11 protein-coding genes are annotated in these 13,534 nt (G+C 60.2%); 3 read left to right on the forward strand and 8 right to left on the reverse strand.

Features of this window, described 5'->3' with window-relative positions; genetic code table 11:
• Positions 1–364 precede the first annotated feature (364 nt).
• Both ACZ6YA_RS12045 and ACZ6YA_RS12050 read left to right on the forward strand, forming a co-directional pair.
• Positions 365–1,210, forward strand: coding sequence for a hypothetical protein (locus tag ACZ6YA_RS12045; RefSeq protein WP_465897339.1), 846 nt, complete (start codon positions 365–367; stop codon positions 1,208–1,210).
• Positions 1,211–1,460: 250 nt separating this feature from the next.
• Positions 1,461–2,309, forward strand: coding sequence for a DUF6708 domain-containing protein (locus ACZ6YA_RS12050; protein ID WP_465897340.1), 849 nt, complete (start codon positions 1,461–1,463; stop codon positions 2,307–2,309).
• Between the two features lie 60 nt (positions 2,310–2,369).
• On the opposite strand, the gene ACZ6YA_RS12055 is transcribed toward ACZ6YA_RS12050, so the two are convergent.
• The 4 genes from ACZ6YA_RS12055 to secA all read right to left on the reverse strand — a co-directional run bounded on the left by ACZ6YA_RS12055 (position 2,370) and on the right by secA (position 8,218).
• Positions 2,370–3,314 (reverse strand): Nudix family hydrolase, encoded by a 945-nt coding sequence (locus tag ACZ6YA_RS12055; RefSeq protein ID WP_465897341.1) that lies wholly within the window; start codon positions 3,312–3,314, stop codon positions 2,370–2,372.
• The gene (locus tag ACZ6YA_RS12060; RefSeq protein ID WP_465897342.1) at positions 3,311–3,943 is read right to left on the reverse strand and encodes a glutathione S-transferase family protein; all 633 of its coding nucleotides are present in this window, start codon (positions 3,941–3,943) and stop codon (positions 3,311–3,313) included. Before ACZ6YA_RS12060 ends, ACZ6YA_RS12055 begins: the two co-directional genes overlap by 4 nt.
• A 140-nt stretch (positions 3,944–4,083) precedes the next feature.
• Positions 4,084–5,301, reverse strand: a complete 1,218-nt coding sequence (gene argJ / locus ACZ6YA_RS12065; RefSeq protein ID WP_465897343.1) for a bifunctional glutamate N-acetyltransferase/amino-acid acetyltransferase ArgJ — start codon at positions 5,299–5,301, stop codon at positions 4,084–4,086.
• A 181-nt stretch (positions 5,302–5,482) separates the two neighbouring features.
• Positions 5,483–8,218, reverse strand: coding sequence for a preprotein translocase subunit SecA (gene secA, locus ACZ6YA_RS12070; RefSeq protein WP_465897344.1), 2,736 nt, complete (start codon positions 8,216–8,218; stop codon positions 5,483–5,485).
• Between the two features lie 384 nt (positions 8,219–8,602).
• Between secA and ACZ6YA_RS12075 the strand changes: the two genes are divergently transcribed.
• Positions 8,603–9,058: a DUF721 domain-containing protein gene (locus ACZ6YA_RS12075; RefSeq protein WP_403134841.1), complete on the forward strand. Its 456-nt coding sequence runs from the start codon at positions 8,603–8,605 to the stop codon at positions 9,056–9,058.
• 47 nt (positions 9,059–9,105) lie between these two features.
• On the opposite strand, the gene lpxC is transcribed toward ACZ6YA_RS12075, so the two are convergent.
• The 4 genes from lpxC to ACZ6YA_RS12095 form a co-directional block, all read right to left on the reverse strand.
• The gene (lpxC, locus tag ACZ6YA_RS12080) at positions 9,106–10,017 is read right to left on the reverse strand and encodes a UDP-3-O-acyl-N-acetylglucosamine deacetylase (protein WP_403134838.1); all 912 of its coding nucleotides are present in this window, start codon (positions 10,015–10,017) and stop codon (positions 9,106–9,108) included.
• 112 nt (positions 10,018–10,129) lie between these two features.
• Positions 10,130–11,326: a cell division protein FtsZ gene (ftsZ, locus tag ACZ6YA_RS12085; RefSeq protein WP_016488958.1), complete on the reverse strand. Its 1,197-nt coding sequence runs from the start codon at positions 11,324–11,326 to the stop codon at positions 10,130–10,132.
• A gap of 55 nt (positions 11,327–11,381) precedes the next feature.
• A complete protein-coding gene (gene ftsA, locus ACZ6YA_RS12090) occupies positions 11,382–12,644 on the reverse strand; it encodes a cell division protein FtsA (protein WP_186477488.1) in 1,263 nt (420 codons plus the stop codon).
• A gap of 14 nt (positions 12,645–12,658) precedes the next feature.
• Positions 12,659–13,528: a cell division protein FtsQ/DivIB gene (locus ACZ6YA_RS12095; RefSeq protein WP_465897346.1), complete on the reverse strand. Its 870-nt coding sequence runs from the start codon at positions 13,526–13,528 to the stop codon at positions 12,659–12,661.
• Between the last annotated feature and the right edge of the window lie 6 nt (positions 13,529–13,534).

The raw sequence follows: 13,534 nt of genomic DNA on the forward strand, positions 1-13,534 counted from the left end.
ACCTGGCGGCCCGGCGAAATGGTCAGATTAATGATCACGTCATCACCGGGCGACGGCAAGCTGTGCCTGAACTACTTTGGCAGCCGTGCGAAAGACCTGACGATCAAGCCAATAGCGAATTTTCCTACGATTTTTTAAGGCGTTTTGCGAGGGATTCTTCGCGACACCAACAGTAAGCTCTTTGTCTCATACCAGAGTTACCACCCTTAACCCAGGTGGTAACAGGACAAGGAGCCCCTCATGCCGAATAGCAACACCCGTACCGTCTCTCGCCCTGCCTGAAGTTCCGGACAATCGAATACCAACCTAAAAAAGGTATCGAAGAAAACATCGCATCCGCAACTCTAACACTGAGCGCCCACTCATGAGCATTGACTGGATATTCCCAAACAAACCGAACCCATCGATCTCACCTGCCATTAACGACCAACTGGTGAAATTAACCGATAAATCCCTTTGCTTACGCAATCCTTGGATTCCTGATTCTGTGTTGATGGGAAAAATGTACGCAGCATCAACATTCTTCCTTATCATTTTACAAACCTACCTCTGGCATGACTCACATATATGGCGGCCTGAAACCTTCCACGCCCCTCTCGCAGCAGCAACGATTATTGCACCATTTTTTGCAACACCTTTTCTTTGGTATCGACTTTTCCTTATCAAAAGGCTCACCCACTTCTACTTTGACCGCACAACAAAAACCATAATAATCATGGGAAGCAAAAAAACCACAACATGGAATTGGAACAAATGCATAGGCGGCTTCCTTCAAAAAACCGAGTTCAGCGGCAGTGCCTTCAGCATCAGCTATGCCCTGGCAATCGCCCAACGCCCTGAAGATGGCAAAATCAAGCCAACGGACGCAATCTGGTTCCCTACCAACGAGCCCACTGAGTGCGACCCGGTCTATGCACAGGAATTGTGGGAATACATCTACCAATTCATGAACAAGGGCCCCGATAAACTGCCCCCACCCGGAGAGCCAAACTGGTGGTACATCCCTCTGAACACGATTTGCCTGACCCCGAAACAGGCATGGCGTCATTACGCCCCCTGGCGCACCGGAGAGCCCGGTGAATTGCAGGGTAAGAAAAATTGGATGCTGCCCTTCTGGCTGGTGCTTTCCCCTTACAACATGTTTGTAGCGCTGTGTTGGTGCGCGACTTGCTGGATGTTCAACGTCAAGAGCCCACCCCCACCGGCTTGAGAGCTTCTCCTTGCATGAAAAGTCGGACAGCCCGGCGCAAAATTGTCAGATTAATAATCACGCCATCATCGAGCGATGGCGGCAGCCGCGTGCGAAACCTGACGACCAAAGCAAATAGCGAATTTTCCTACGATCCTTTAAGGCATTTCACGGGAGATTCTTCGCGACTCCAACTTTAAGCTCTTTGTCTCATTACGGGCATCGACGAACAACATATATCATTGGTAACTCTGGAACTGAGCGCGCACGCATGAGCATTCACTGGATATTTTCAAACAAGCCCAATTCAAAGATTTCGCCTGCCATCAACGATCAGTTAGTTACAGTAGATGATGAATTTTTGGGCTTGCGAAACCCCTGGATTCCAGATTCAGTACTAATGGGGAAAATGTACGCATCATCAACCTTTGCTCTGATCATTATGCAGATTTGTCTCTGGCATGACTCAGACATATGGCACTTCAATGACATCATTGACATCCAGCTTGCCATCATTAATATCATTGCACCGTTTTTCGCCGCACCTTTCCTATGGTATCGAATATTTCTAATCAAAAGACTTTCACACCTATACTTCGATCGCCACTCCAAAACCATTATTTACAAGCGAAATAAAAACATTCTGACATTCGACTGGAATAAATGTGTAGGTGGTTTTTTTCAGAAAACTGAATTTGGCGGAAACTCCGTCAGCATTGAGTACGGGTTAGCCATCGCTGAACGCCCTGACGAAGGCAAGATAAAAAAGAAAGATGCTATATGGTTCCCTACCAACGAACCCACAGAGTGCAACCCCATCTACGCACAGGAAGTCTGGGAATACATCTGTCAATTCATGGACCACGGCCCAGACAAACTGCCCCCACCCAAAGAGCCGAACTGGTGGTACATCCCTCTGAACACGATTTGCCTGACACCGAAACAGGCGTGGCGCCATTACGCCCCCTGGCGCACCGGCGAGCGCGGTGAATTGCAGGGCAAGAAAAACTGGATGCTGCCGCTCTGGCTGGTGCTCTTCCCTTACAACATGTTTGTAGCGCTGTGCTGGTGCGCGACTTGCTGGATGTTCAAGGTCAAGAGTCCAACCCCACCGGTTTGAAAGCCACCACTTGCAACAAAAGCCTGACAGCCCAACGCCGCTGTCAGGCTAATGAGTCAGTCAGGCCTCAGGCCAGAACGCCCGAATCCCGGCAACGCCCTGCGCCCCAGCTTCCCAGGCGCGCTCACGCTCACCCGGCCCTACCCCACCCAGCAAGAACACCGGATGGCTGAAGCCTGCAATCAACCGCTGCGCCTCATCCCAACCCAGCGGTACGGCCTCGGGATGCGTTTGGGTAGCCTGCACCGGCGACAGGGTGACGAAATCCACGCCCATCTGCTCGGCCAGCGCCAGCTCTTCTGCGTTATGACAGGAGGCCGCCAGCCACCGCTCTTTCGGGAATGGCCGGCCCTTGGCCGCGTATTTGCGCAATTGCGCTGCTGTCAGGTGCCAACCGGCGGACGGGAAATCACCCAGCCACTCCAGCGGCCCTTTGAGCATCAGCTGCGCCTTGCCGCCACACAGGCCTACCGCATCCACCGCGACGTCACGGTATTTGGGATCGTACATGTCCGGGGCACGTAGCTGGATCAGGCGAATACCACTGGCCACCGCCCTTTGAATGCCTTTGAGCATCTCGGGCACTTCCAGGCCATCCGGGGTAATCAGGTACTGATCCGGCAGGCGCGCTGCGGCCACGATTGGCTGGTTGGCCTCGGGGAATTCGTATTGCGCCAAGTCCCGTGGCGACACCCAGGCCAGCGGCTGGCCTTCGGCGCCGTGGGGTTCGCCAGTGAACGCCTCGACCTCGCGGACATCCAGCAACACCTGTTTGTCCGGGTAGTCATGGCTGACCTTGATCAGCGCCCGCGAACGGCTCACTTCGATACCCAGCTCCTCGCGAAGTTCTCGGGCCAGCGCCGCCTCGACGCTTTCGCCCTCCTCCACCTTGCCACCAGGGAACTCCCACAAACCGCCCTGGTGCTGGCTGTCAGCACGTCGGGCAATGAGGATGCGGCCATCGTTACCACGAATGACCGCTGCTGCTACATGAATCCGTTTCACCCTTCACGCTCCGCCAAGCCAGCTTGCTGCCAGGCCTGGAAGGCTGGCCACTGGTAAATGGTCTCGATATAAGTGGCCGCCTCCGCGGGCACTTCCACCCGGTAACTGCGCAGACGCACGGCCACCGGCGCGAAGAAAGCATCGGCCAGGGTCGGCTTGCCGAACAGGAACGGCCCGCTGTCTTTGGCCACCAGACGGCATTCGGACCACAGCGCGACGATGCGGTCGATGTCTATCTGCACGTCCAAGGCAATAGTCTCCAACGCTTCATCCCGCGACAGGTCGAACGGCATCTCCCCGCGCAGGGCGGCGAAGCCACTGTGCATCTGCGCGCACGCCGAACGCGCCTGGGCGCGGGCGGCTACATCAGCGGGCCACAGTTGGGCCTCGGGGTGGCATTCATTGAGGTATTCGGCGATGGCCAGGGAGTCGGCGATCACACCGTGCTCAGTCTTGAGCAGCGGCACCTTGCCGGTGGAGGAGAATGCGAGGATGCGTTGGCGGGTGTCGGGCTGGCGGAGTTTGATCAGGGTTTCTTCATAGGGTACGCCGGCCAGTTCAAGGGCCAGGGCGCCGCGTAGCGACCAGGAAGAATACAGCTTGTCGCCGATGATCAGGTGATAGCTCATGGGTCGGCTCCATGTTTCTGAAATTTGGGGCTGCTTTGCAGCCCTTCGCGGGGCAAGCCCGCTCCCACAGGTACTCAACTGTTCTCCAGAGCAGTGTTGTACCTGTGGGAGCGGGCTTGCCCCGCGAAAGGGCCCTCGAATCAGGTACGGTATTCGGCGTTGATCTTCACGTACTCGTGGGACAGGTCGGTAGTCCAGATGGTTTCGCTGCACTGGCCGCGACCCAGGTCGATACGGATGGTGATCTCTTCCTGGGCCATCACCGCCGAACCCTGCGCCTCGGTATAGCTCGGGCTGCGGCCGCCTTGGCTGGCGATGCAGACGCTGTCGAGGTAGACGTCGATCAGGCTGACATCCAGCTCCGGCACACCCGCGCGACCGACTGCAGCCAGGATACGGCCCCAGTTCGGGTCGGAGGCAAACAGCGCGGTCTTGATCAGCGGCGAGTGGGCGACAGCGTATCCGACGTCCAGGCACTCCTGATGATTGCCACCGCCATTGACCTGCACGGTGACGAACTTGGTGGCGCCTTCGCCATCACGGACGATGGCCTGGGCCACTTCCATGCACACTTCGAATACGGCTTTCTTTAACGCTTCGAATAGTGCGCCGCTGGCTTCGGTGACCTCCGGCAGGTTGGCCTTGCCGGTGGCGATCAGCATGCAGCAGTCGTTGGTCGAGGTGTCGCCATCGATGGTGATGCGGTTGAACGACTTGTTCGCGCCGTCGAGCATCAGGTCCTTGAGCACCTGGGGGGCGACTTTGGCGTCGGTGGCGATGTAGCCGAGCATGGTGGCCATGTTCGGGCGGATCATGCCGGCGCCTTTGCTGATACCGGTCACGGTGACGGTCACGCCGTCGTGCTGGAACTGGCGGCTGGCACCTTTGGGCAGGGTGTCGGTGGTCATGATGCCGGTGGCGGCTTCGGCCCAGTTGTTTTCCGACAGGTCGTCCAGCGCGGCTTGCAGGGCACCTTCGATCTTCTCGACGGGCAGCGGCTCACCGATCACGCCGGTGGAGAACGGCAGCACCGCTTCGGCAGGGACGCCGGTCAGCTCGGCCAGCTTGGCGCAGGTACGCTCGGCGGCGGCCAGGCCTGGGGCGCCGGTGCCGGCATTGGCATTGCCGGTGTTGGTCAGCAGGTAGCGCACGGTGCCCTGAACGCGTTGCTTGGACAGGATCACCGGGGCGGCGCAGAACGCATTGAGGGTGAACACGCCAGCCACGCTGGAACCTTCGGCGCAGCGCATGACCACTACATCCTTGCGCCCTGGGCGCTTGATGCCGGCAGAAGCGATGCCGAGTTCAAAACCCGGAACCGGGTGCAGGGTGGGCAAAGGACCAAGACCAACAGCCATTAGAGCGCTCCTAGAAAATCGGGGAAATATTGATGGTAGAGCGGGGCCGCTTCGCGGCCCATTCGCGGCACAAGGCCGCTCCCACAAGGGCAACCGCGCAGACCCTGTGGGAGCGGCCTTGTGCCGCGAATGGGCCGCGCAGCGGCCCCCGGTGTTGTCACGTTACTGCGAGTGGATCAGATCATTCAATCTGACCATGGCAATGCTTGAATTTCTTGCCCGAACCACACCAGCACGGCTCGTTGCGGCCGAGCTTCTGGTCGTTGCGCACGGGGGCAGCGGCTACCGCCACTTCAGCGCCCTCCTCGCTCAACTGCTCGCTCTCCAGTCCCGGCGCCGGGGCATGCTGGAACTGCATGCGGCTCGCCAGCTCTTCGGCTTCGCGGCGCAGGCGGGCTTCTTCTTCGATCGGGTCCTCGCGGCGGACCTGAACGTGCGAGAGCACGCGGATAGTGTCGCGCTTGATCGACTCGAGCAGCTCCTGGAACAGGCTGAAGGATTCGCGCTTGTACTCCTGCTTCGGGTTCTTCTGCGCATAACCGCGCAGGTGAATGCCGTGACGCAGGTGGTCCATGGTCGACAGGTGGTCTTTCCACAGGTCGTCCAGCACGCGCAGCAAGATCTGCTTCTCGAAGGTACGCAGAGCGTCGATGCCGGCCTGGTCTTCCTTCTCGGTATACGCCTCGGTGATTTCCTTCAACAGGCGCTCGCGCAGGGTCTCCTCGTAGAGGTGATCGTCCTCGTCGAGCCACTGCTGGATTGGCAGTTTCATGGCGAAGTCGCTGGACAACGCGGCTTCGAGGCCGGCCACATCCCACTGCTCGGGCAGCGACTGTGGCGGAATGTGCTGGCTGATGGTGGCATCGAGCACTTCCTTGCGGAACTCCTCGATGGTGTCACCGATGTTCTCTGCAGCCAGCAGGCTGTTGCGCATGTGGTAGATCACCTTGCGCTGTTCGTTGGCCACGTCATCGTATTCGAGCAGCTGCTTACGAATATCGAAGTTGCGGCCTTCGACTTTGCGCTGGGCCTTTTCGATGGCATTGGTGACCATGCGGTGCTCGATGGCCTCGCCGGATTGCATGCCCAGCGCCTTCATGAAGTTCTTCACCCGGTCGGAGGCGAAGATACGCATCAGGCTGTCTTCCAGGGACAGGTAGAAACGGCTGGAACCCGGGTCACCCTGACGGCCGGAGCGGCCACGCAGCTGGTTGTCGATACGGCGCGATTCGTGGCGCTCGGAGGCGATCACGTGCAGACCACCCGCCTCGATTACCTGTTGGTGACGCTTCTGCCAGTCAGCTTTGATCTGGGCGATCTGCTCGGCGCTCGGGCTTTCCAAGGCAGCCACTTCAGCTTCCCAGTTACCGCCCAGGAGAATGTCGGTACCACGGCCGGCCATGTTGGTGGCGATGGTCAGCGCTCCTGGGGCACCGGCTTGCGCGATGATCTCGGCTTCCTTCTCGTGGTACTTGGCGTTCAGTACCTTGTGGTCGATCCCTTCTTTCTGCAGCAGGTTCGACATGTGCTCGGAGGTTTCGATGGTCGCCGTACCCACCAGGATCGGACGACCTTGAGTCATGCTTTCCTTGATGTCGGCGATGATCGCGGCGTATTTCTCGTCAGCGGTCAGGTACACCAGGTCGTTGAAGTCCTTACGCGCCAGCGGCTTGTTCGGCGGGATGACCATCACATTGAGGCCGTAGATCGACTGGAATTCGAACGCTTCGGTGTCGGCGGTACCGGTCATGCCGGACAGCTTGGTGTACAGGCGGAAGTAGTTCTGGAAAGTGGTCGAGGCCAGGGTCTGGCTCTCGGCCTGGATGTTCAGGTTCTCTTTCGCTTCGATGGCCTGGTGCAGGCCTTCGGACAAGCGACGGCCGGGCATGGTACGGCCAGTGTGTTCGTCGATCAGCAGGACCTGGCCTTCCTGGACGATGTACTCGACGTTGCGGTGGAACAGTTTGTGCGCGCGCAGGCCGGCGTAAACGTGGGTCAGCAGGCCCAGGTTGTGCGCCGAGTAGAGGCTCTCGCCCTCGGCCAGCAAGCCAGCCTGGGTGAGCATCTCTTCGATGAACTGGTGACCGGCTTCGTTGAGCTCGACCTGACGGCTCTTCTCGTCGATGGTGAAGTGGCCTTCCTGGGTGACCTGGCCTTCGACTTCTTCGATGTGCTGGGTCAGGCGCGGGATCAGGCGGTTGATCTCGATGTACAGCTTGGAGCTGTCTTCAGCCTGGCCGGAGATGATCAACGGGGTTCGCGCTTCGTCGATAAGGATCGAGTCGACTTCGTCGATGACCGAGAAGTTGAGTTCACGCTGGAACTTCTCTTCCTGGCTGAACGCCATGTTGTCGCGCAGGTAATCGAAACCGAATTCGTTGTTGGTGCCGTAGGTGATGTCGGACGCATACGCGGCGCGCTTTTCTTCCGGCGGCTGGAACGCCGAGACGATACCTACGGACAGGCCGAGGAATTCGTACAGCGGGCGCATCCAGTTGGCGTCACGGCGGGCCAGGTAGTCGTTGACGGTGACCACGTGCACGCCTTTACCGGACAAGGCATTGAGGTAGACGGCCAGGGTACCGACCAAGGTCTTGCCTTCACCGGTGCGCATTTCTGCGATCATGCCCTCGTGCAGGGTCATGCCGCCGATCAGCTGCACGTCGAAGTGGCGCATGCCCATTACGCGCTTGCCGGCCTCACGGGCCACGGCGAAGGCTTCAGGCAGCAGTTGGTCCAGTGTCTCGCCTTTGGCCAGGCGCTCCTTGAACTCTGCGGTCTTGGCGCGCAGTTGCTCATCGGAGAGGGCGACCATTTTCTCTTCGAAGGCATTGACGATATTCACCGTCTTGAGCATGCGTTTGACTTCACGCTCGTTCTTGCTTCCAAAAAGTTTCTTTAACAAAGGCGCAAACATATCGGCAGGATCTTCCACACGTAGGGATGGAGGGCGGCCCCATGAGTCGCCCGTGCAGCCCTGAGGCCGCATGCGAACGAGCATTCTACCCGGAAACGATGGTGAGGAAAGTGGTCGATTGCCACGATGCTGGCACAGCGCTTGGGTGGGGGCGTTTGTATGATTGGGGCATTTTCCCCGAGTTCAACCCAGAGCATGATGAAACGTATCGAGAATGAGTCTCGCCAGTACCGGCCTCTTCGCGGGGCAAGCCGGATCGCCGGACCGCCGCTCCCACAATATCTCCGTCGAACTCCAGACTGTGGGAGCGGGCTTGCCCCGCGAAGGGCCGGCAAGATCGCTAGAGATGTTAGACTGCCGATCTTGTAACTTCCTGCGTACCCCATGGCCTACAAACCCTCCCCCGCCCAGCCGCCTTCAGCGCTGTTGCGCCAGGTCCGCCCGCTGCGCCTGCTGCTCAACCAGGCCGAGCGCCTGGAGCACCTGCAACGCCTACTGGAAAGCCAGCTGCAACCGGCTGCCCGCGAGCATTGCCATGTGGCGTCGTGGCGCGATGGGACCTTGCTGCTGGTGGTCACCGACGGGCACTGGGCCACGCGTCTGCGCTACCAGCAGAAGCGCTTGCTGGCCGCCTTGCAGGCCATGGAGGCATTCGGCAACCTGCGGCGAATCCTGTTCAAAGTGCAGCCGCCACTGGTACCGGCCAAGCGTGGCGGGCATGCCGCCGAGTTGTCGAACAGCGCTGCCGAGAACCTGCGCGATACCGCTGAGGGCATCACCGACCCCAAGCTACGCGCCGCTCTGGAACGCCTGGCAGGTCACGCCAAACACAAGCCATAAAAAAGGCCACCCGAAGGTGGCCTCAATGAACTAGAGAGTGTTCGAACTTACACGGCCGCAACAGGGCGCATGTATGAGATCGGCGCCGTGCTGGCATCTTCGAACGTGACCACTTCCCAGGCATCGGTTTCTTTGATGAGCTTGCGCAGCAGCTGGTTGTTCAGCGAGTGCCCGGACTTGTAGCCCTTGAACTCGCCGATCAGGCTGTTGCCCAGCAGGTAGAGGTCGCCGATGGCGTCGAGGATCTTGTGCTTGACGAATTCGTCTTCGGAGCGAAGGCCGTCTTCATTCAATACACCGGTCTCGTCGACGACGATGGCGTTCTCGACACTGCCGCCCAGCGCAAGGTTGTGCTTGCGCAGGTACTCGATGTCACGCATGAAACCGAAGGTACGGGCGCGGCTGACTTCCTTGACGAACGAGGTGCTCGAAAAGTCGACGACAGCGCTCTGGGTCTGGCCCTTGAGGACCGGGTGATCGAAGTCGATCTCGAAGCTCACCTTGAAGCCTTCGAACGGCAGGAAAGTGGCGCGCTTGTCGCCCTCTTCCACTGTCACTTCGCGCAGGATGCGGATGAACTTCTTGGCTGCGTCCTGTTCTTCCAGGCCGGCAGACTGAATCAGGAATACGAAGGGACCGGCGCTGCCATCCATGATCGGAACTTCCGAGGCGGAGAGCTCGACGTAGGCGTTATCGATGCCCAGACCCGCCATGGCGGAGAGCAGGTGCTCGACGGTATCGACCTTGACGTCACCGTTGACCAGTGTGGTGGACATGGTGGTCTCACCGACGTTGGCCGCACGTGCCGGGATCTCGACCACAGGGTCGAGGTCGGCGCGACGGAAGACGATGCCGGTATCGACAGGCGCAGGCTTGAGGGTCAGGTAGACCTTCTCCCCGGAGTGCAGGCCGACGCCTGTGGCACGGATGGTATTCTTCAGGGTGCGTTGTCTAATCATGGCATTGGCCGCTTCATCGCTAATTGCGAACAGGTATCAACAAAGGCTAAGGATAATACCAGACCCCGCCTTTGCTGAACACCAATCACCCTTATACCCCTGATAAATTCCATTAATCAGCCTGACGACGCAGGAAGGCTGGGATATCCAGGTAGTCCAGATCATCCTGAGGGTTGAGTTTAGCTGCCGCCGCGGCGCCTGCATGGGCCTGGTTGCGCATCACGGTCGGACGCTCCAGGTCACGGTAGTTCACTGCTGGCTGCTCCTGACGAACCGGTGCCGGATTGGAGGCCTCGTACGCCTGCTGCGCGGTCTGCAGGGTGTTGTCGACCACCTTGACCGGCTTCTCGATGCGCGCGCCCAGGCCAGTGGCGACCACGGTCACGTGCAGTTCGTCGCGCATGTCCGGATCGATCACGGTGCCGACCTTGACCATCGCGTGGTCGGAGGCGAAGGCTTCGATGATGCTACCGACGTCGGAGTACTCACCCAGCGACAGGTCAGGGCCTGCGGTGATGTTCACCAGGATGCCGCGGGCGCCCTGCAGGTTGACATCTTCGAGCAGCGGGTTGCGAATTGCCGCTTCGGTGGCTTCGCGCGCGCGGTTCGGGCCGCTGGCGCAACCGGTACCCATCATCGCCATGCCCATCTCGCCCATCACGGTGCGCACGTCGGCGAAGTCGACGTTGATCATGCCTGGACGCTTGATGATGTCGGAGATACCGCGAACGGCGCCGGCCAGTACATCGTCAGCCTTGGCGAAGGCGGACAGCAGGCTTGCATCCTTGCCCAGGATGGTCAGCAGCTTCTCGTTGGGGATGGTGATCAGCGAGTCGACGCTCTCGGCCAGCATGCGGATGCCTTCATCGGCGATCTGCATACGTTTGCGGCCTTCGAACGGGAACGGGCGGGTCACCACGGCGACGGTGAGAATGCCCATTTCCTTCGCCACTTCGGCGATGATCGGTGCAGCACCGGTACCAGTACCGCCACCCATGCCTGTGGTGATGAACACCATGTTGGTGCCTTGCAGCACTTCGGCGATGCGCTCACGGTCTTCCAGCGCGGCCTGACGGCCGACTTCCGGATTGGCACCGGCACCCAGACCCTTGGTTACGCCGGTACCCAGTTGCAGGATGGTGCGTGCGCCAATGCTTTTCAGCGCCTGGGCATCGGTGTTGGCGCAGATGAACTCGACGCCTTCGATGCTGCTCTTCACCATGTGGTTGACGGCGTTGCCGCCGCCACCGCCGACGCCGATCACCTTGATGACCGGGCTTTGCGGGACGTTGTCTACGAGCTCGAACATTTTCCCTCTCCTTACAGTTCTCTAGTTGTCGCGCCTACCACTACTGCTTTGAAACTTAGAAGTTGCCCTGGACCCACCGCTTGAAGCGCTCAAGCACTGGGGCCTTCGGTTCATCGCCATAGCTGTTGCTGCTGCTGTTGCTATTACCGGTCAGGACCAGGTCCTCGGACTGCTTGAGCAGGCCGTAGGTGAGCAAGCCCACGCCGGTGGAATAGATCGGGTTGCGCACCACGTCGCTCAGCCCCCGAACACTGTGCGGTACGCCCAGGCGTACCGGCATGTGGAAGATTTCCTCGGCCAATTCCACGGCACCTTCCATCTTCGCGGTGCCGCCGGTGAGGACGATGCCGGCTGGCACCAGGTCCTCGTAGCCGCTGCGGCGCAGCTCGGCCTGAATCAGGGTGAAGAGCTCGTCGTAACGTGGCTCCACCACCTCGGCCAGGGCCTGGCGCGACAGCTCGCGCGGCGGACGGTCGCCCACGCTCGGCACCTTGATGGTCTCGCCGGCGCCGGCCAGTTTGGCCAGGGCGCAGGCGTAGCGGATCTTGATTTCCTCGGCATACTGGGTCGGCGTACGCAGGGCCATGGCGATGTCGTTGGTCACCTGGTCGCCGGCAATCGGGATGACCGCGGTGTGACGGATCGCGCCTTCGGTGAAGATGGCGATGTCGGTGGTGCCGCCGCCGATGTCCACCAGGCACACGCCGAGTTCTTTCTCGTCATCGGTCAGCACCGAGTAGGCCGAGGCAAGCTGCTCGAGGATGATGTCGTCGATTTCCAGGCCGCAGCGGCGCACGCACTTCTCGATGTTCTGCGCCGCGTTGACCGCGCAGGTGACCACGTGAACCTTGGCTTCCAGGCGCACGCCGGACATGCCCAGCGGCTCGCGCACGCCTTCCTGGTTGTCGATCACGTAGTCCTGCGGCAGGGTGTGCAGCACGCGCTGGTCAGCCGGGATAGCCACGGCCTGGGCGGCGTCGAGTACGCGTTCGAGGTCGGCAACGCTGACCTCGCGGTCGCGGATGGCGACGATGCCGTGGGAGTTCAGGCTGCGGATGTGGTTGCCGGCCACGCCGACGAACGCCGAGTGAATGCGGCAGCCCGCCATCAGCTGCGCTTCTTCGACCGCACGCTGGATCGACTGCACGGTCGACTCGATGTTCACCACCACGCCCTTCTTCAGGCCGCGGGACGGGTGGGTGCCGATACCCACGATCTCGAGGGTGCCGTCTTCGCCCACTTCACCCACCAGCGCCACCACCTTGGAGGTGCCAATGTCCAGCCCGACGATCATTTTGCCGCTATGCGCGTTTGCCATGGTCCTGCCTCTCTCTAATTCTTCGCAACGGCGGGTTGGGCCGTCGTCGGTGCGTTCGGTTCCCGCCAACCAACGGCAAGTCCGTTGGCATATCGCAGATCAATGCGGGCGATGTTGGTGATCTGCTCTTTGAGTGTCTTGTCGTAAATGGCAATGAAACGGCGCATCTTCTCCACCAGATGGTCGCGCCCCAACAGCAGCTCGACACCCGGCCCGTCGTTGACGGCACCGGTGGTCAGGAACCAGCTGCCCCGCTCGCGCAGCTCCAGGCGAGCGATGGAAAAACCCAGGGGGCGCAGCATCTGACTCAATACCTGATACTGCTGCATGACTTGTTGCTGAGCACGCTGCGGTCCGGCCAGCTGCGGCAGGTGTTCATAGTTGGCCAGCTCGCGTGGGGTAAAGGCCTGGCCCTGGTTGTTGAGCAAGGCTTCGTCACCCCAGCGCGCCACTGGCAGCTGTTCTTCCAGGCGGATCACCACCTCGTCCGGCCACACCCGGCGCACTTCGGCGTGGGCGATCCAGGGCATCTGCTCAAGCTCCGCACGCATCGCCGTAAGGTCGACACTGAAGAAGCTCGCCGCCACGTACGGCGCGATTCGCTGTTGTACCGACTGCTGGCTGATGTAGCTGAGGTCACCTTGCACGTCGATCTTGGTGATCGGTCGGTCGGCATAGGGCATCAGGCGAATGGCGCCTTCATAAGCGCCGAAGCCTGCGGCCACCAGCAATACTGGCCACAGCAGGCGCTTGAGGCCGCCCAGGCTCGGCCGCGGCAGGCGCGCCGATACGGGCTCGTCGGCCACCAGTCGGCTGGCACCACGCGGCACCGGCTTGCTGCGGCCGGTAACGGGTTGCTGCTGACGTATCATCGCGCCTTGCATGGCTGG

Source organism: Pseudomonas sp. NPDC090752 (assembly GCF_055584805.1).